Raw genomic sequence first — 17,419 nt, 5'->3', positions numbered from 1 at the left:
GGTCCGTACATCATCCATCACCTGCTTCGACGGCCGGTTTCCGCGCTACGTCCACGATTGTCAGTGGCGGATGGGACACTTCCGCGGGTGAGCTCCTACCCGCCCAGCAGCCCCGCGCAGCCGACGACGCTGCGGCAGCGGCTCGCCGGTCTGCGCGGCCCTGCCGTGCCGCCCCGTCCGCTCGATGCCCGGGCGCTCGCGGCCCTGGCCGCGAATCCCGGCTGTGGCAGACGCGCCCTGCTCGACGGTGCCGGTGTGGACAAGACCGCCCTTGCCACGGCGCTCGGTTCCCCGGCCTCCTTCGGGCAGTCGCAGTTCGCCATAGTCCGCGGGAATTCCTTCGAGGCCAAGGTCAAGGGTGACGGTGGGGCGGAGCTGCTGCGGCTGGTCCACGCGCATCTGGCGCCCGCCGCCGAGCCCCCCGGGTCCCCCGGGGCCGGCGCCCTGGTCCCCGACCTGGCCGCGGCCGGGCCGGAGGGCCGTGCCGCCCGGACGGCGCTGGCGCTGCGCGAGGCGACTGCCGCCGCCCGCGAGAGCGGGGCCTGGACGCTGCTGGACCACCCGATGCTCGCCCTGGAGGTGGCTGGTTCCCCCGCCTACCTGGAGCCGGACGCCGTCGTCGTGCATCCCGACGGCCGCTGGACCGTCGTGGAGATCAAGTCGTTCCCGATGATCGACGGCGTCGCGGATGCCGCGAAGGTGGGCGCTGCCGCCCGGCAGGCCGCCGTCTACGTCTTGGCGCTGGAGAGGACCGCCGAGAAGCTGCCCGGCGCCGAGGTGGGGCACACCGTGCTGCTGGTCTGTCCGAAGGACTTCTCGAACCTGCCGACCGCCGCCCCTGTCGACATCCGCCGCGAGCGCTCGGTGACCCGCCGCCAGCTGGACCGGCTGACCCGTGTCGAGGTGCTGGCGGCCGCGCTGCCGGAGGGCCTCTGTTTCGATCCGGCGACCCGGACCACCGAGGAGCTCGTCGAGGCGGTGTCCGCGGTGGACGCCGCGTACGCCCCCGAGTGCCTGGCCGCCTGCGAGCTGGCCTTCCACTGCCGTGACCGGGCCCGCGCCGCTGACGGGGTGACCGCGCTGGGCCGGTCCGTGCGGGGTGAGCTGGGCGCGCTGACCACCGTCGAGGCGGCCCTCGCGGCGGCCGCCGGGGCCGGCTGCGCCGAGGATCCGACCGCCGTCGCGCTGCACCGCGCCGCCCGGCTGCGCGCCGAGGCCCTGGACGCGGCCGCCGCCCGTCCGCCGCACCACCTTCCGGAGACCCCCGCATGTCCCTGCTGAGCACGCTGGCCCGGCTGGAGGCGGTGCGCGCGGGCCGCGCCCAGCCGCTCGCGACCGTGCGGCACCGCCATCTGAGCGAGCACCCGATGGTCCTCGTGCCGCTGACCACCGCCGGTGAGGCGGGCGCGCCGCTCGGCGCCATGGTCGGTACCGACCGGCACGCGCCGCAGGTGTTCGTGATACCCCAGCCGCGCGACCGCGACCGGCGCTGGGCGTTCCTCGCGGACCTGGCGGTCCAGGTGCTGGCCCACATCGACGCGTACGCGGATGTCGTGGAGCCGGCCGAGCGCAGCGAGACCGACCCGGAGACGGGCAAGCGGGTCAAGGTCGAGACCGAGTTGTGCGTGGACGCGCCACAGTTGATCGTGCCGAGCCGGGCGGGCATCGAGTACGTACGGCTGCTCGGCCGCTCGATGCGGTTCCGGCGCACCGCCGAGGAGGACCCGGACAATCCGTATCCGGCACCTTCGCAGGTGCCGATGCTCGGGCGCTGGTTCACCCATCTCGCCGAGCGGTCCCGGGTGCCCGGTTCCTCGATGCTGCTGTCGGCCACCGACCTGCTGTCGCGGCACTGGGCCACCGGCCAGAGCAACCTGGAGGACCAGCACCTGGGCGCCCTGTTGGGCTGGATCGATCCGCCCGAGGGCCTTTCGGGCGCCGAGGCCGCCGACCGGGCGGAGCTGGGCCGGGACAAGGACGGCCAGCTGGTGTGCCCGCCCGCCGGTCCGGCCACCGACCCTGCGTTCGACAACAAGCTGCTGGCTCCGGCGATCGCCCGGTACGACGCCGCGCGCGCGGCGTCGGCTGCCGGTGCCGGGGGCGACGACCGCCGGGTCCGGGAGGCCGAGCAGGAGGTGCACCGGCTGGTTGCTTCCCAGCTGTCGGGCACGTGGTGGAGGACGTGGGAGGCGATCGACCTGTTGCGGGCGCTGCCGCCGGGTGAGCGTGCGGAGGAGCGCTGGACGCGCGACCGCTGGTCGTACACCGGTCATCGGGACCGCGTTCGGGCGGGTGAGCCGCCGCAGCCGCGCCGCGACGACGCGGTGACGGCGGCCCAGAAGCTGGCGACGCGGGAGACGGAGCAGGTGCGGCTCGATGCCCAGGAGGCCTTGGACGACCCGCTGGTGATGGCGGGCCGGCGGTTCGCGGGCGAGGCCTTCGCCGGTGAGGTCACCGAGGTGGTGATGGAGTGGACGGAGTCGAAGCGGCCGAGCCCGCGCCCGCTGGTGACCGTGGTGACGGAGGACCGGCCGCAGCTTTCGGAGGAGGGCGGCGGGAAGGTGTTCCGTTCGCTGGACGGGCGCCCGCAGAGCGCGCAGTTCGTCCGCTTCGAGGAGGACGGGCGGCTGGTGCTGCGGCTCCTCGACAAGATGGGCCGCGGCCGGGACCCGGAGCCGGGGTCGGTCCCGGAGAAGGGTGATCAGCTCTGCTGGACGCTGTTCGAGCACGACGCGCGCGGCGGCCCGAAGCTCCCGGAGCCCGAGCAGACCCCGTGGACCCATGGCGGCCCGCCCGGGAGCGCGGCCGTCCTCCCCCTGCCCGATTCCGTGACCGACGAGGACCTGCTGTGACCACGACCGCTTCCTTCGACCCGGGTGCCGCGGCGGCCCGGGCGACCGCCGCGATCCTGGCCGACACCCTGCACGGGACGGAGCGGGGGGTGGTCGTCGACTCCCCGCCCGGCGCCGGCAAGTCCACGCTCGTGGTCCGGGCGGCCCGGGAGCTGGCTGCGGCCGGGCGCCGGCTGATGGTGGTCGCGCAGACCAACGCGCAGGTCGACGACCTGGTGCTGCGCCTCGCCGACAAGGATCCCGGGCTGAAGGTGGGCCGGCTGCACAGCAGCGAGGGCGACGCCTACGATCCGGCGTTGCGCGAGCTGCCGTCGGTGACGCTGTCGGCCAAGCCGAAGGACCTGGCGGAGCTGCCGATCACCATTTCCACTGCGGCGAAGTGGGCGTTCGTCAAGGATGTGGAGCCTTGGGAGCACGCCATCGTCGACGAGGCGTACCAGATGCGTTCGGATGCGCTGCTGGCCGTGGCGGGGTTGTTCGAGCGGGCGCTGTTCGTGGGCGACCCGGGGCAGCTGGACCCGTTCAGTGTGGTCGGCGCGGAGCAGTGGGCGGGCCTGTCCTACGACCCTTCTTCGTCGGCGGTGAGCACCCTGCTCGCGCACAACCCTCAACTGCCGCAGCACCGGCTGCCGGTGTCCTGGCGGCTTCCGGCGTCGGCCGCGCCGCTGGTCTCCCGTGCCTTCTACCCGTACACGCAGTTCCGCAGCGGTACGGGCCCGGGCGAGCGGCGGCTGTCGTACGGGGTGCCCTCGGACGGGTCGGGCCCGGACCGGGTCCTGGACGAGGCGGCCGAGGCGGGCTGGGGCCTGCTGGAGCTGCCCGCCCGGCACACTCCGCGGACGGATCCGGAGGCGGTCCGGGCGGTGGCCCTGGTGGTGCGCCGGGCTCTGGACCGGGGGGCGGTGACCTCCGACGAGCAGTCCCCGGCCCCGGCTCCGCTGACGGCGGACCGGATCGCGGTGGGCACGGCGCACCGGGACCAGGCGGCCGCGGTGCGTGCGGCGCTGGCCGCGTTGGGGGTCGCGGGGGTCACGGTGGACACGGCGAACCGGCTGCAGGGCCGCGAGTACGACCTGACGGTGGTGCTGCATCCGCTGTCGGGGCGGCCGGACGCGACGGCGTTCCATCTGGAGACGGGCCGGCTGTGCGTGCTGGCGTCGCGGCACCGGCATGCGTGTGTGGTGGTGGCCCGGGCGGGGATTGCGGAGCTGCTGGACGACCACCCGTCGACGGAGCCGGTCCAGCTGGGTGTGACGGTGAAGTTCCCGGACGGCTGGGAGGCGAACCATTCGGTCCTGGCCCATCTGGCCGAGCACCGGGTGTCGTGGCGTCCCTGAACGGGTCGGGGCCGATCCGGCCCGCCGGCGGGTGGGCCGACGGGTCGGCACGCAGGGGGTGTTGTGGTCCGCTTCGGTGGGTCCGCCGTGCCGGTTGCTATAGATGACACATCAACAGCCGCATGGATCGGAAGCGTTCATCATGACCCGCCTGCACGTCATCTCCGCTGCCACCCGCCCCACTTCGTCGGGGCGCCCGCTCGCCCGCTGGGTCATCGAGCAGGCCCGCGAGCGGGGTGGCTTCGAGGTCACTCCCGTCGACCTCGCCGAGATCGCCCTGCCGTTCCTGGACGAGCCCGAGTACGCCTCCACCGGCCATTACGCGCATCAGCACACCCGTGACTGGAGCGCCCTGGTCGACTCGGCGGACGCCTTCGTCTTCGTCCTGCCGATGTACAACGGCGGTTTCACGGCCCCGTTCAAGAATGCGATCGACTTCCTCTACAACGAGTGGAAGGGCAAGCCGGTCGGCATCGTCAGCTACAGCGCGGGCCCCACGGGCGGTGTCCCGGCCGCGCAGATGCTGCTGCCCGTCCTCACCCGGCTCGGCATGCTGCCCGCCGAGCGCTCGGTCGCGATCCCGGGCATCCCCAAGCTGGTCGGTCCCGAGGGCTTCCTGGCTCCGGAGGCGCTCGCGGGCGAACTCGCCGGGGTCCTGGACGACGTGGCCGAGCTGGCGGCGCAGCGCGCCGCGCAGGCCGTCACGGTCTGACCTCCGCTTCGAGGGCGTCCGCGGGGAACTCCGCCGGGGAACTGCGCGGGCGCCCTTTGCCGTTGGCTCAGCCCCGTACGGCGGCCAGTGCCTCGTCGTAGAGGGACGCCAGGTCGGTGCGGCCGCCGCTGCGGACCCAGGCTTCGGTGGCGGCGTCCACGCAGGCGAAGACGGTCGCGACGACCGCCGCGGCGCGGACCTCGGAGACCGGGCCCTCCCCCGCGGCCATGCGGGCCGTGACGGCGGGCAGGACCAGTTCCTGCCAGCGCAGCCGCTTCTGGAAGTAGCGGGCGCGCAGCGACGGCGTGCCGAAGATCAGCGAGGTGATCTCCAGCAGCTGTTCGGGGCTGCCGTGGGCGTCCATGAGCGCCTCGAAGCCGGCCCGCAGGGCCTGCCACGGGGTGGCGGCGGCGGGCTGGGCCTCCACCGCCGCGCGGAGCAGTTCGCCGTGTTCCTCCTGCTCGCCGCAGACGATGTCCTCCTTGGTACCGAAGTACCGGAACAGCGACCGCTGGGAGATGCCCGCTTCCTTGGCGATCTGCGCGATCGTCGTGGCCTCGTAGCCCTGTTCGGCGAAGAGCCGCATGGCCGTGTCGAAGATGCTCGCGACCACGGCCTGCCGGGAGCGGTCCCACAGGCTCTGCTGCGTTGCGGTGGTCCCCATTCGGCCAGCATATAGGCGAACCGCCCATCTGTCCCTTACTGTCCGGTTGGCAGTGACTGCCAGGCGGGCATACAGTGATGCTCGAAGGTGTCCGTCATCCCATGTGCGAGGAGCCACTGTGAACGCGGTCGACTACCGAGGCAGGACCACCCTGATCACCGGCGCCAGCTCGGGCCTGGGCGCCGAGTTCGCCCGTCAGATCGCCGCGCGGGGCTCCGACCTCGTGCTCGTCGCCCGCCGCGAGGACCGCCTGAAGGAACTCGCCGGGCAGCTCTCCGCGGCCCACGGCGTCGCGGTGGAGACGATCACCATGGACCTGGCCGTCGACGGGTCGGGGGAGCTGCTGGCCGCCGAGGTCGACCGGCGCGGCATCAAGGTCACCGGCGTCGTCAACAACGCCGGCTTCGGCACCTACGGCCGCTTCCACGAGGAAGACCCGCAGCGCCTCCGTCAGGAAGTGGCCCTCGACGTGATGGCCGTCGTCGACATCAGCCGCGCGTTCATCGGGCGGCTGCGCGCCCAGGGCGAGGGCGTACTGGTGAACGTCGCCAGCATGGCCGCCTACCAGCCCGTCCCGAACATGGCCGTGTACGCCGCCACCAAGGCCTTCGTCCTCAGCTTCACCGAGGCCCTCTGGCAGGAGAACCGGGGCACCGGGCTGCGCGTCCTGGCCCTGTCGCCCGGCGCGACGAAGACGGAGTTCTTCGACGTGGTCGGCACGCAGGACGCCACGGGCGGCACGCGGATGCAGACCTCCGAGGAGGTCGTGCGCACCGCGCTGAAGGCGCTGGACCGCAAGAACCCGCCGCCGAGCGTGATCTCCGGGGGCCTGAACCGGGCCATGGCCTTCGCCGGACGGTTCGCGAGCCGCCGCACGGTCGTGCGGATGGTGGACCGGATGTCCGCCCCCCGCGGCGCGTAGCGCGACACCCGGAGCACCACCCCGGCGCACGGTGCCGGGGTGCCTCCCACGGGTGCGGATCCGGGCGCCGGTCGATCGTCCGCTCGACCCCCCCGCCCCGCGGGCCTCCCGTCCTGCTCCCCCGCCCCATCGCTCGTACAGGTGTTCCGGCCCGTCGCGCAGGGGTCTTGCGTGGCGTTGGACAATGGACGGTGGCCCGGAATCACTTCGCACGCGCAGCAGGAGGACACGCATGGCAGAGCCCGAGCGGACCGAGCGGCGGCTGCGGCCGGCGCCTCTGCTCTTCGAGCCCTCGGAGGCCGTGGCGGACCCGGAGCACTTCTTCGACCTGGAGTCGATCGAGGACCCGCGTGAACTGCTGGCCCGTGCGACCGAGCTGACGCTGGCCTTCCGGGCCGCGCAGGAGCGGGCGGTGGAGTTCCAGGCCCTGGCGGCGGCCCAGCTGGCGGACCCCCGGAGGTTCGACCGCCTGACGCCGGCGCTCATCGCCGAGCAGGCGGAGTGGACCGAGGACTACGCCCGCAAGATGATCGAGTTCGGCGAGACCCTCCAACGCGGCACCGGCACCGACCTCACCTGAGGGGTCGCCCCACGGCGGACGTGACGCAGGTCACGGGAACCCGCTCGTGGGTGCCGGACAGCCGACAGGAGTGACAACAGAAATGCGTACCCGGGTGCGGTCCGGGGATCCGGACGCCTATGCGGAGCTGTTCGACAGCTACGCCCGCACCGTCTACAACCATGCCTTCCGGATGACCGGGGACTGGGCCTCCGCCGAGGACGTCATGTCGGCGGTCTTCCTGGAGGCATGGCGGCTGCGCGCCACGGTCGACGCCGAGGGCGGTTCGCTGCGGCCCTGGCTCCTGGGGATCGCCACCAACCTCGCCCGCAACCACTGCCGCAGCAACCGGCGCTACCGGGCCGCCGCTGCCGCCGCCACGGCGGCGGCCGGCGCCGCGTCCGCGCCCGACCACGCCGACGAGGTGGCGGGCCGGCTGGACGACCGGCAGCAGATCGCGGCCACGCTGGCGCAGTTGAGCGCCCTGCGCGGACCCGAGCGCGAGGTCCTCCTGCTGTGCCTGTGCGAGGGCCTGGAGTACGCCGAGGCCGCCCGGGTCCTCGGCATCCCGGTCGGGACCGTGCGCTCGCGGCTGTCACGGGCCCGTTCGAAGCTGCGCAAACTCGCCGACGCGGAACTGAAGAAGAGCAGACGGGAACTCGCGGCTCGCCCCCGACAGACACATGGCGACCGCACGAAAGCGGTCCGGTCCGCACAGGAAGGAACCCGATGAACGCCGACCTTTCCCGCCCCCGCCCGGCCGGCCAGGAGGAGAGCTCTCCGCTCCTGCCGTTCGCCGAACGGGAACTGCCCGCGGGCCGCCACCAGTTCCACAAGGAGCGACTGATGGCCCAGATCCACGAAGACCTCCGCGCCGCCGACACCACCGCCACGGGCCCCGCCCGCACCGGCTCCCGCGCCAGGAGCTCCCGCAACCCGTTCCTGCGCCGCTCGTTCCTCGTGCCCGTCGCGGGCTTCGCCCTGGCCGGCGCGCTCGCCGTCGGCTTCTTCTCGTACGTGGACCGGGGCGCCGCGGACGGGTACGGCTCGACGATCGCCACGGGCCCGGCGCTGACCACCCGTATCGGCACCGCCGACCCCAAGGGCGCGACGCAGCTCCTGGACCGCATCTCCCTGGCGTCCTCGGCCACGGGCTCCGGCCCGGCGGTGCGCCCGGACCAGTTCATCTACATCGGCAGCAAGACGGCCACCACCTACGTGAAGACCGTCGACGACAAGAGCACGCTGGTCAGCCAGCAGCTGCACATGCGCCACGAGTGGAACTCCCCCGACGGCGCCAAGGGCTGGCTGATCGAGCCCGGCAACACCGGACCGAAGGGCGTGTCCCTGGACCGGCGCGTCGTCAACGGTCAGGCCGTGGCGCCGTACCTCAACGCACCCAGCTACGACTACCTCGCGGCGCTGCCCACCGACCCCGACGTGCTGCTCCGGCGGATCTACGAGGAGACCAAGGGCATGGGCCACGGCCCCGACCAGGAGGCCTTCACCACGATCGGCGACCTGCTGCGCTCCAGCTACCCGCCGGCCGAGCTCACGGCCGCGCTCTACAAGGCGGCGGCGAAGATCCCCGGCGTGGTGACGGTGGACGAGGCGGTCGACGCCGCGGGCCGCAGCGGCATCGCGGTCGCCCGGCTCGACGACTCCTCGGGCGTGCGCGAGGAGTGGATCTTCGACCGGCAGACCCTCGCGTTCCTCGGCGAGCGCAGCGTCCAGGTGCAGGGCGAGTCCGGCGAGCAGGGCCTGATCAAGCCCGGCACGGTCATCTTCACCAGCGCCATCACGACGCGCACGGTCGTCGACCGGATGAAGGAGATCCCGGCGGGCTGACTCGGCGTCGGCGCAACATACTCCAGGGGCACCCGCCGCGTCCCGGTTTTCGGTAACTCGGGGCATTCATATCGCTACGGCGGGTACACCTGGCATATGACGACGCTGACGACGGCACCCGCGCTCCCCGCTCCCGCCACCCACGTCACCCCGCAGGGCGCCGCCTGGCTCGCCTCGGCGGCCGCCCACCCCCGGCGCACCCTCGCGGTGTGGCAGGCGCGTCCCGCACTCCCCGCCACGCTGCCCTGCGGGGACCCCTTCGACGTCGTCAACGTCCCCCTCGTCCTCGGGCGCCGCGTCCTGGACCTGCTGCGGTCCGAGGGGCCCGGATCCGGGCCGGTCGCCGTGCACCGCGGCCGGATGCTGCTCTTCGCCGCCCCCGGTACCGCGCAGCGGCTGCCCGCCCTGCTGGCGTGGGAGGAATGGGGAGGTTCCCGTACCGCCCCGGCGCCGCTCTGCCACGGCCGCGGGGACGCCGTCACCGTGCCGCCGCTGGCCGCCGCACCCGGCCCCTCCCGGTGGCTCGTGGCGCCCGACGCGCGCGAGCCCTGGCTGCCCGGGCCCGAGGCCCTGCTCTGGGCCTTCGTCCGGGCGGCCCGTACCCAGGCACCGACCGGACCTGGGGATATCGATTTTTCGTTCCGCGGATCCTCCTGCTAATGTCTTCCTCGTCAGCAAGCGCCGCTAGCTCAGTTGGTTAGAGCAGCTGACTCTTAATCAGCGGGTCCGGGGTTCGAGTCCCTGGCGGCGCACAGACGGAAGAAGGCCTCCACGCGAGTGGGGGCCTTCTTCGTCGTCCGGCGGTGTCGCCCGGCCGTCAGGTCGTGATCTTCACCGTGTAGGCGCCGGACCGGGTGCGGTCCGCCACCTCGATGGTGATCCGCTCCCCCGGCACGGTGTACGTCTCGCCCACCTCCATGGGCGCGTCCGCCAGCGGCGGGTACACCGAGCGGTCCCAGCACGCCTCCGTCGACGGGTGTGCGTCCAGCACCTCGATGGGGCCGCCGCCCGACGCCGCCTCGTTGCGGACCCGGTAGACCAGGACGCCCTCCGTGCAGGTGTCCCCGTCGTTGCCGGCGGAGCCCCGCGCCTCGACGGCGATCGCGCTGCCGGGGCCCGTACGGATCACCGCGAGCCGGGTCCCGCCGGTCCCGCCGCTCGGCGGGGCCTCGGCCAGCGGCTGGAGGGTGTGCAGCGAGGAGCCCGACTGCACGCAGTCCACCTGGGACGCGTCCAGCCAGCCCAGCTTCCACTTGTGCCAGGCGAAGAGGTCCGGGGACATGCCGAACTGGCTGCCCATGACGTCCCAGTCCCCGACGTAGGTGTCCCAGTCGCCCTTGCCGTCCGTGGGCCGGTGGTAGAGGTCGGGCAGATCGAAGACGTGCCCGGTCTCGTGGGCCAGGACGTTGCGGTCCGGCGGGTGGCGCTCGAAGACGGTGACGATCCGCCGCAGTTCCGTGCCGTCCGCGACGATCGGGTGCTCGAAGTTGACGACCTTCGTGGCGTCGGAGTCCACCCCGGGCGCGTCCGGGTCGGCCACGAAGTACACGACGTCGTACTTGCGGAAGTCCACCTGCGCGTCGGCGGTGGCGACCGCGTCCCGCAGGTAGGCCGCCCGGTCCCCGGCGGCCCAGTCGCGCTTTATGCCGTACGCGGTGGACGGCCTGGGCATTTGGATCCACTGCTTCTGCGGGTGCGGGACCAGCCGGAACCGCCCGTACGAGGCCTGCTGGAAGAAGTCGCTGGTGGCGGGGAAGTAGTCGCCGACGATCTCGTCGGTCGTCAGGGCGCTGCGGTGGTCGGGGAAGGAGAGGAAGACCATGACCGCGTCGAGCGTGCGCTCGGGCTTGGGGTAGGCGCCGTTCCAGGTGTCCAGGCCGAGGGAGTGGTGCGCCGTGGTGCGGGTCAGCGCGCAGGGTCCGGCTCCGGAGTCGGCCACCGCGGGTCCGGCGACGAGCGACATAGCTGCCAGCGCCGTCAGGGAAGTGAGCGCCGCGGCGGTACTTCGGATGCGGGAGCGTTCCACTCCCCCGGGTGTCTGCTGTCGCGCCACATCGACCTCCGGTGGTGGATTCGTGCCTGTTCATCCACCTTGAGGCGATTGTCTTACTAATGCCCTGTTCCGCTGCCCCACACGAGTGAGCAATACGTCAAGCCGGTGACCCTCGAACTTCACGCCCCTGCCTACAGAACGTCACGACCGATCACCTGAGATCAGCAGAAGCATCCGCATGCTCAGAGCCGCGCAGAAACGATCGCCCGGTCTTCGGCCCGCGATCCGTCATCACACCGAACTGACCCGTCTCAACCGGTGGCGCCGCTGGATAGGGCCTCCCGGCAGCCTCTATGATCGGCACACTTTCCTGCGCGGACACTCACGAACACTGCGGGAGCCAACGGTGAGCGGAACCTCAGAAGGAACCGGTTCGGCGGCCGACAGCATCCGATCGGCCATTACGGAGCGTCACCCGGCAGTGCCGGCAGTGCCGTCGGCATCGGCCACCCGGGCCGCCCCGGCGGCGCCGCACCGCGCCGAGTCCGACCTGCGCGACTACCGGGCCGCCTTCAACGCGGCCCACCTCGCCATGGCCGTCGTGGACCGCGAGGGCTACGTCGTCGCCGCCAACCAGGCCTTCGCCGGGCTGCTCGGCAGTGAGCCCCGCGCCCTCGTCCACCGGTGCGCCGCCGACCTGGTGGACCTGGCCGCGGAGGCCCGCACCTGGGCCGCGTACCAGGAGGTGCTCCGCGGGCGCCAGGCCCGGCTGCGCTGCACCCGCCGCCTCAAACACCCCGACGGGCACTCGCTCTGGACCGAGGTCACCCTCGGACCCGTCCCCGGCACCGGGGACGTCCTGCTGTCGGTGGCCGACATCAGCGACCGCCGTGACCTCCAGGCCCGCCTGCGCCACCTCCAGATGCACGACCCGGTCACGCGCCTGCCCAACCGCGCCCTCTTCTTCGAGCGGCTCTCCGCCGCCCTGGAGGCCGCCTCGTACGAGCACGGCGGCGGCACCGGCCGGATCGGGCTGTGCTACCTGGACCTGGACGGGTTCAAGGCCGTCAACGACACCCTCGGCCACCGGGTCGGCGACCGGCTGCTCACCGCCGTCGCCGCCCGACTCACCCAGTGCGCCGACCAGTCCGGCTACGGGCGCACCGGCGGGCACCTGGTCGCCCGCCTCGGCGGCGACGAGTTCGCCCTGCTCGTCGAGGACTCCACCGGTACCGAACAGCTCGCGGACCTGGCACGCAGCGTCCTGGCCGCCGTACAGGAGCCCTTCGACCTGGCCGGGCAGCGGCTGTCCGTCTCCGCCTCGATCGGGGTCGTGGAGCGGGCGGCGGCCGGCACCACGGCGACCGGCCTGATGCAGGCCGCCGACACGACCCTGTACTGGGCCAAGGCGGACGGCAAGGCCCGCTGGACGCTGTTCGACCCCGAGCGCAACGCCCACCGCATGACCCGCCAGGCACTCTCCTCGACGCTCCGACCGGCCGTGGAGCGGGACGAGTTCGAGCTGGAGTACCAGCCGCTGGTGGACCTGGAGAGCGGCGCGGTGCGCGGCGTCGAGGCCCTGGTGCGCTGGAACCACCCGCAATTCGGCACACTCACGCCGAATCGGTTCATCGGGATCGCCGAAGAGGACGGCTCCATCGTCCAGTTGGGACAGTGGGTCCTGCGGACCGCTTGCCGGCAGGCCCGCCGCTGGCAGATCGAACAGCCCAGTGACGCCCCGGTCTTCGTATCCGTGAACGTCGCCGTCCGGCAGGTCTGGGACTCGGACCTCGTGGCGGACGTCGCGGAGATCCTGGCCGAGACGGGCCTCGCCCCGCAGCTGCTCCAACTGGAGCTGACCGAGTCGGCGGTGATGGGCTCGGCCGGGCGCCCCCTCCAAGCCCTTCAGGCGCTCAGCGACATGGGCGTGCGGATCGCGATCGACGACTTCGGCACCGGCTACTCGAACCTCGCCTACCTCAGCAGGCTCCCTGTATCAGTTCTGAAACTGGACGGCTCCTTCGTGCGCGGATTCCGCTACGAGGAGGGCACCCACCCGAATCCGGCCGACGAGACCATCGTCGAGGCGCTGGTCCAGCTCGCGCACCGGCTGGGCCTGACGGTCACCGCCGAGTGCGTGGAGACCGCCGGGCAGGCCGCACGGCTGCGCCGCGTGGGCTGCGACACGGGCCAGGGCTGGCTCTACTCGCGGGCCGTCGCCCCGGAGCGGATCGCCGAGATGATCGGCACCCGACCGGGTGCGGAGAACCGCCTCTAGCGTTATTCCACTTAGCTGTTCGGCGGGCAATTTGACGCGGTATGGGCGTTGGACAGCCCAAGCGCCCCCTGAAACGATCATCGAGCGAAAGGCTTTGACCGACTTCCGTGATTCCTGGGGGGAAACCAGCATGAAGCTCACCCGTTCCGCGCTCGCCCTGACCGTCGGCGCCCTGGCCCCGGCCCTGCTCCTCGCCACCCCGGCCCTCGCCGCCGGCCCGTCCGCCGCCGCGCCCGCCACCGCGCCCTCGAAGGTGGCGGCGCTGACGGCGGGGGAGTCTCCGTACGACACCATGTCGGACGCCGAGCTGCGCGCCGAGGTCACCCGGATCCTGGCCGCCAACCCGGGCAAGGGCGTGACCGGTGCCGCCCACGAGGCCCTGGCCGGCACCACCGAGGACGTGCGCACCTTCCTGAAGACGGGTCTGGCCAAGGCCCAGGACGACGACAACAAGGTCGCGATCCTGCGGATCCTGTTCACCAAGCCGGGCAAGGGCGTGACCCGCGAGGCCAACAAGGCCCTGGACGGCACCCCGGCCGACCGCGCCGCCTTCCTCGCCACCGGCCTCGCCAAGGCCCAGGACGACGACAACAAGGTCGCGATCCTGCGGATCCTGTTCACCAAGCCGGGCAAGGGCGTGACCCGCGAGGCCAACAAGGCCCTGGACGGCACCCCGGCCGACCGCGCCGCCTTCCTCGCCACCGGTCTGCGGCTCGCCCAGGCGGAGGACGACCGCGTCGCCGTCGCCACCATCCTCGCCCGCCCGGGCATCAGCGCCGCGCTGTACGCGGAGTGCCAGCGCGTACTGGACGACGGCACCCCGGAGGTGCTGCGCCACTTCATCACGGTCGGCCAGTACCAGTTCTGACACGAGGAGGCCGGACCGCCCGTCGGCGGTCCGGCCTGATCCACAGGACACTCCCTAGCCGCTGACGACCTTGTCGTAGCGCAGTGCGACGTAGCCCGAGGCGGCGTGACCCGCGATACGGCCGTCACTGCCGCCGTTGAGGTAGTCCTGACCGCGCATCATGTCGTCGTTCGTGTTGGCCTCGTGGATGTACGAGAACTTCCCGGCGGCCTTGTCGACCCACTTCTCGAAGAGCACCACGTGCCCGTCCAGGGTGTTCAGCGCGTCGCCGGGCTGCAGGTCGGACTTGGAGATGGTGGCGGTGACGCCCGGCAGGCTCTGCGTCGTGTAGCTGGTACCGGCGTGCCAGACCATGGAGACGAAGCCGGAGCAGTCGGTGCGGTAGGTGTGGTCGCCGTCCGGGTCGGAGGCGTACGCACCCTGGTTGTACGGGACGTCACGGCTCAGCCAGTTCGCGGCGCGGCTCATGATCTCGCTGCGGGCGATCTGCCCGCCCTTGGTGGAGGGCGTGGGGGTCGGGGGCGCCGGCGGCCGGTAGGTGCAGTCGTTGGCGAAGGCGGAGAGCAGGGTCTGCGTCCAGCCGCTCGCATCGACCGGATCGGCGGGGTGGTAGGCGATGTCGTCGCCCTTGCCGTCGGTGGGGTCGGCGTCGTGGTACCAGTACATCCCCCCGTTCGTCCGGCCGTAGTAGAGGCCGCCGCCGGGCGAGACCAGGTTGTCGACAGCCGACCAGCCGGAGCTCTTGAGCTGCGAACTCTCCCAGTCCCCGACACCGTTGATCTGGTACGAGAGCAGCCTGCCGTCGGCGGTGCTGGCGATCAGGACGTCGTCGCCCGCCGCGGCGAGCGTCTTGAGGACGAATCCCGTGTCGATCACCGCGTGCTTGGCGATGTGGGCCGGACCGCTGGGCTTGGCCTGGGAGACGTTGTAGCGGTGCAGCTCGCCGGCGACCGTGCCGTAGAGGTGGCCGGCGCCGTCGTAGGTCAGCTTGTCGAAGGTCCAGCCGCTGTCCCAGATCTTGGTGACTCCGGCCAGGGCCAGCGCGCTGTCGTTGGTCTGGATGTCGACGCGGTACAGCTCGCCGGCCGTCGACGTCACGAGGACGGTGTTGAAGTTGAGCGTGGCCATCGCCTTCGGCGTGAAGCCGAGGTTCGAGCCGATCAGGGTCTTCACCCGGTCGCCGGTGTTGGGGGATATCGCCGTGTAGGTGAGGCGGCCGTCGGCGAGGGTGCCGTAGATCGAGACGTCGCCGCCGCAGACCGCGGCGGCCTGGGCCGGTGCCGAGGCGACGGTGACCATGCCGAGGGTCGTGGCAGAGACGGCCAGGGTGGCGGCGAGGCGGCGCTTGAGGGACGACGGGAACATGGGTGTCTCCGGATTCTGGGCAGCCCTGACGTACGCGCGTCGGGCCGGGGAAGTGAGGGGGAGAGAGCGGGAGAGCGGGAGAGCGGGCGTGACTCGGGGGCCGCTCAGTACCAGTTGTTGTTCAGGAAGTGGGTCCAGGCGCCGCAGGGCGTGCCGTACTGGCCGTCGATGTAGGACAGGCCCCACTTGATCTGGGTGACCGGATTGGTGCGCCAGTCATCGCCGAAGGCATCCATCTTGGAACCGGGCAGGGCCTGGGGGATGCCGTACGCCGTGGAGTTCGGGTTGTCGGCCCAGTAGCGCCAGCCGCTCTCCTTGTCCCACAGCTGCTCCAGGCAGTTCCACTGGGTGGAGCTGTTCCAGGCGCCGCCGTCGTGCTTGTTCATCAGGTCGCGGCCGGCCGTTTTCACGGCGGGGATGTCCTTGCCGTCGAGCGGGTCCGCGGCGGTGGTGCAGCTGAAGGTCGCCGGCTGGGCGGAGAGCAGCTCCTGCGTCCAGCCGCCCGTGTTGACGGGGGTGTCGTTGTGGTGGGCGATGTCGGCGCCGCTGCCGTCGGCCGGATTGGCGTCCTTGTACCAGTACATGGCTCCCGTGGTTTCGATCCGGCCGTAGTAGAGGCCCCCGCCGGGCGATACGACCTGGTCGAAGCCGGACCAGCCGGTGCTCTTGAGGTCGTCGCGGTCCCAGCTGCCGTCGCTGCCGATCTTGTAGGAGTAGAGCGCGCCGGCCGACGTGGTGGCGAGCAGCCGGTCGTCGCCGACGGCCGTGAGGGTCTTCAGGACGAAGCCGGTACCGATCTCCTTGCGCTGCCCGATGTGCGCCGAGCCGGTCGGCTTGGGCTGAGAGACCAGGTACTGGAGGAGGAGCCCGCCGGCCGTGCCGTACAGGTGGCCGTGGCCGTCGTAGGTGAGCTTGTCGTGGGTCCAGCCGCTGTCGAAGATCTTGACGGGCGGGCGCTCCAGGACGAGGGACTCGTTGTTGGTGCGGACGTCGACGCGGTAGAGCGCTCCCGTCGTCGATGTCACCAGCACGGTGTTGAAGTTGAGGGTGGCCATCGCCTTCGGCTCGAACCCCAGGTCGACTCCGACGTGCACCTTCTTCAACTGCCCGGTGGCCGGGGTGATGCTGCTGAAGGTGAGCCGGCCGTCGGGGAGGATGCCGTAGATCGACGCGGTCCCGCTGCAGGTGGTCGCGGCCTGCGCGGTCGGCGCGGTGGCGACGGACGCGGCGGTGAGCAGTCCGGCTCCGATGGCGGCGGAGAGGGCGGCGACCGCGCTCTTGCGGGCAGCCTGACGGAGGGTGGTGGTCAATGCGTTCTCCTCGGGGAACGTTCAGGGGTACGGGCCGGCGGTGCGGTAGCCGTGCGCCCGCAGCGGGACACGGGCGCCGTCGAGGATGGCGCGGGCCTGGGTGAGGGCCGCGGCCTCGGAGGCGGCCCTCAGGAAGAGGTAGACGTGCACGCCGTCGTCGGCGGCTCGGGTCCGCAGGTGCTCCAGTCCATGCACGGCGGGAGTGTGGGCCCAGATCAGATCGGAGACGAGCGCGAGCGCGCCCTCCCGGTCCGGATCGTCACAAGGCCCCGACAGGGACGCTCGGATGACGCGCATGCCCGCTAGTCCCAGTTGATGCTGTCCCGGGCGGACTCCGGCGCCGTGTCCCAGTTGATGCTGCCGTCGACGGAGGCACTGACGTGGTGGCTCCCGTCGGGGACGACCGCCGGGGCGGTGGTGAAGGCGCCGGCGCACAGGGCGGTGAGGACGGCGGCGACAGCGGCGAAGCGGGTGGTACGGGACATGGTTCCCCCAGGTCACAGGCTCGGAAGCGATGCGTTCGGTGCGGTGTGCTGCGCGCTGGTCCGGATCGTCCTTGCGGCTCTGGCCTGAGTCGGGGACTCTCGTCCCCGCCGTCCCGGTGATCACCATGTTGCTGCCCCCGGGCCGGGCGCAGAAGAGGTTCCGGCTGTCACCAACGGGCCAGGCACCTTGGTGACAGATTTCGCCTACGATCGCGAAGGCGGCGCT

The 17,419-nt window shown here is 72.1% G+C and carries 16 protein-coding genes, 1 tRNA gene and 1 pseudogene; 12 read left to right on the top strand and 6 right to left on the bottom strand.

Features of this window, described 5'->3' with window-relative positions:
* Nucleotides 1-87 precede the first annotated feature (87 nt).
* The 4 genes from B6R96_RS22605 to B6R96_RS22590 all read left to right on the top strand — a co-directional run bounded on the left by B6R96_RS22605 (nt 88) and on the right by B6R96_RS22590 (nt 4,901).
* On the top strand, nt 88-1,281 hold the full coding sequence (locus B6R96_RS22605; RefSeq protein WP_107475565.1) for a hypothetical protein: 1,194 nt from the start codon (nt 88-90) through the stop codon (nt 1,279-1,281).
* On the top strand, nt 1,269-2,852 hold the full coding sequence (locus tag B6R96_RS22600; RefSeq protein ID WP_081523445.1) for a hypothetical protein: 1,584 nt from the start codon (nt 1,269-1,271) through the stop codon (nt 2,850-2,852). Before B6R96_RS22605 ends, B6R96_RS22600 begins: the two co-directional genes overlap by 13 nt.
* Nucleotides 2,849-4,189 carry an AAA domain-containing protein gene (locus B6R96_RS22595; protein ID WP_053171697.1) on the top strand — a complete coding sequence of 447 codons (1,341 nt, stop codon included), beginning with the start codon at nt 2,849-2,851 and terminating at the stop codon, nt 4,187-4,189. The genes B6R96_RS22600 and B6R96_RS22595 overlap by 4 nt, the downstream gene beginning before the upstream one ends.
* 142 nt (nt 4,190-4,331) lie before the next feature.
* Nucleotides 4,332-4,901, top strand: coding sequence for an NADPH-dependent FMN reductase (locus B6R96_RS22590; RefSeq protein WP_053704772.1), 570 nt, complete (start codon nt 4,332-4,334; stop codon nt 4,899-4,901).
* Between the two features lie 67 nt (nt 4,902-4,968).
* On the opposite strand, the gene B6R96_RS22585 is transcribed toward B6R96_RS22590, so the two are convergent.
* Nucleotides 4,969-5,565 carry a TetR/AcrR family transcriptional regulator gene (locus tag B6R96_RS22585; RefSeq protein ID WP_081523443.1) on the bottom strand — a complete coding sequence of 199 codons (597 nt, stop codon included), beginning with the start codon at nt 5,563-5,565 and terminating at the stop codon, nt 4,969-4,971.
* A gap of 118 nt (nt 5,566-5,683) precedes the next feature.
* On the opposite strand from B6R96_RS22585, the gene B6R96_RS22580 reads away from it, so the two are divergent.
* The 6 genes and pseudogenes from B6R96_RS22580 (at nt 5,684) to B6R96_RS22555 (ending at nt 9,646) form a co-directional block, all read left to right on the top strand.
* On the top strand, nt 5,684-6,487 hold the full coding sequence (locus tag B6R96_RS22580) for an SDR family NAD(P)-dependent oxidoreductase (protein ID WP_081523441.1): 804 nt from the start codon (nt 5,684-5,686) through the stop codon (nt 6,485-6,487).
* A 232-nt stretch (nt 6,488-6,719) separates the two neighbouring features.
* Complete coding sequence (locus tag B6R96_RS22575) at nt 6,720-7,067, top strand: hypothetical protein (RefSeq protein ID WP_030388577.1); 348 nt, start codon at nt 6,720-6,722, stop codon at nt 7,065-7,067.
* An 82-nt stretch (nt 7,068-7,149) separates the two neighbouring features.
* Nucleotides 7,150-7,779, top strand: coding sequence for an RNA polymerase sigma factor (locus tag B6R96_RS22570; protein ID WP_237291490.1), 630 nt, complete (start codon nt 7,150-7,152; stop codon nt 7,777-7,779).
* Nucleotides 7,776-8,894, top strand: coding sequence for a CU044_5270 family protein (locus tag B6R96_RS22565; protein ID WP_081523438.1), 1,119 nt, complete (start codon nt 7,776-7,778; stop codon nt 8,892-8,894). Before B6R96_RS22570 ends, B6R96_RS22565 begins: the two co-directional genes overlap by 4 nt.
* A 96-nt stretch (nt 8,895-8,990) precedes the next feature.
* Nucleotides 8,991-9,582, top strand: a pseudogene (locus B6R96_RS22560) (bifunctional DNA primase/polymerase).
* A tRNA-Lys gene (locus B6R96_RS22555) sits at nt 9,573-9,646 on the top strand. The pseudogene B6R96_RS22560 and the gene B6R96_RS22555 overlap by 10 nt, the downstream one beginning before the upstream one ends.
* Before the next feature lie 65 nt (nt 9,647-9,711).
* Here the strand turns inward: B6R96_RS22555 and B6R96_RS22550 are convergent.
* On the bottom strand, nt 9,712-10,947 hold the full coding sequence (locus B6R96_RS22550; protein WP_199829409.1) for a M6 family metalloprotease domain-containing protein: 1,236 nt from the start codon (nt 10,945-10,947) through the stop codon (nt 9,712-9,714).
* A gap of 346 nt (nt 10,948-11,293) precedes the next feature.
* Between B6R96_RS22550 and B6R96_RS22545 the strand changes: the two genes are divergently transcribed.
* Together B6R96_RS22545 and B6R96_RS22540 are read left to right on the top strand one after the other, a co-directional pair.
* Nucleotides 11,294-13,165: a putative bifunctional diguanylate cyclase/phosphodiesterase gene (locus B6R96_RS22545; RefSeq protein WP_199829410.1), complete on the top strand. Its 1,872-nt coding sequence runs from the start codon at nt 11,294-11,296 to the stop codon at nt 13,163-13,165.
* A 130-nt stretch (nt 13,166-13,295) separates the two neighbouring features.
* The gene (locus tag B6R96_RS22540) at nt 13,296-14,033 is read left to right on the top strand and encodes an ALF repeat-containing protein (RefSeq protein ID WP_081523437.1); all 738 of its coding nucleotides are present in this window, start codon (nt 13,296-13,298) and stop codon (nt 14,031-14,033) included.
* 54 nt (nt 14,034-14,087) lie between these two features.
* On the opposite strand, the gene B6R96_RS22535 is transcribed toward B6R96_RS22540, so the two are convergent.
* The 4 genes from B6R96_RS22535 to B6R96_RS22520 all read right to left on the bottom strand — a co-directional run bounded on the left by B6R96_RS22535 (nt 14,088) and on the right by B6R96_RS22520 (nt 17,193).
* The gene (locus B6R96_RS22535) at nt 14,088-15,398 is read right to left on the bottom strand and encodes a tachylectin-related carbohydrate-binding protein (RefSeq protein WP_053171717.1); all 1,311 of its coding nucleotides are present in this window, start codon (nt 15,396-15,398) and stop codon (nt 14,088-14,090) included.
* A 104-nt stretch (nt 15,399-15,502) separates the two neighbouring features.
* Entirely contained in the window at nt 15,503-16,708 is a 1,206-nt protein-coding gene (locus B6R96_RS22530) for a peptidase S1 and S6 (RefSeq protein WP_081523435.1), read from the bottom strand.
* A 21-nt stretch (nt 16,709-16,729) separates the two neighbouring features.
* Nucleotides 16,730-17,005 (bottom strand): hypothetical protein, encoded by a 276-nt coding sequence (locus B6R96_RS22525; RefSeq protein ID WP_081523434.1) that lies wholly within the window; start codon nt 17,003-17,005, stop codon nt 16,730-16,732.
* A gap of 5 nt (nt 17,006-17,010) precedes the next feature.
* Nucleotides 17,011-17,193: a hypothetical protein gene (locus tag B6R96_RS22520; protein ID WP_081523432.1), complete on the bottom strand. Its 183-nt coding sequence runs from the start codon at nt 17,191-17,193 to the stop codon at nt 17,011-17,013.
* Between the last annotated feature and the right edge of the window lie 226 nt (nt 17,194-17,419).

Origin of the sequence: Streptomyces sp. Sge12, from assembly GCF_002080455.1 — a bacterium.
Taxonomy (GTDB): Bacteria; Actinomycetota; Actinomycetes; order Streptomycetales; family Streptomycetaceae; genus Streptomyces.
The sequence above is the reverse complement of the archived record's forward strand: the minus strand, read 5'-3'. Positions and strand labels throughout refer to the sequence as shown.

Bases quoted from the DNA above. Each gene is read 5' to 3' on its own strand.
- B6R96_RS22600 (WP_081523445.1), top strand. From the start codon at position 1,269: ATGTCCCTGCTGAGCACGCTGGCCCGGCTGGAGGCGGTGCGCGCGGGC.
- B6R96_RS22590 (WP_053704772.1), top strand. From the start codon at position 4,332: ATGACCCGCCTGCACGTCATCTCCGCTGCCACCCGCCCCACTTCGTCG.
- B6R96_RS22585 (WP_081523443.1), bottom strand. From the start codon at position 5,565: ATGGGGACCACCGCAACGCAGCAGAGCCTGTGGGACCGCTCCCGGCAG.
- B6R96_RS22575 (WP_030388577.1), top strand. From the start codon at position 6,720: ATGGCAGAGCCCGAGCGGACCGAGCGGCGGCTGCGGCCGGCGCCTCTG.
- B6R96_RS22570 (WP_237291490.1), top strand. From the start codon at position 7,150: ATGCGTACCCGGGTGCGGTCCGGGGATCCGGACGCCTATGCGGAGCTG.
- B6R96_RS22565 (WP_081523438.1), top strand. From the start codon at position 7,776: ATGAACGCCGACCTTTCCCGCCCCCGCCCGGCCGGCCAGGAGGAGAGC.
- B6R96_RS22540 (WP_081523437.1), top strand. From the start codon at position 13,296: ATGAAGCTCACCCGTTCCGCGCTCGCCCTGACCGTCGGCGCCCTGGCC.
- B6R96_RS22535 (WP_053171717.1), bottom strand. From the start codon at position 15,398: ATGTTCCCGTCGTCCCTCAAGCGCCGCCTCGCCGCCACCCTGGCCGTC.
- B6R96_RS22525 (WP_081523434.1), bottom strand. From the start codon at position 17,005: ATGCGCGTCATCCGAGCGTCCCTGTCGGGGCCTTGTGACGATCCGGAC.
- B6R96_RS22520 (WP_081523432.1), bottom strand. From the start codon at position 17,193: ATGTCCCGTACCACCCGCTTCGCCGCTGTCGCCGCCGTCCTCACCGCC.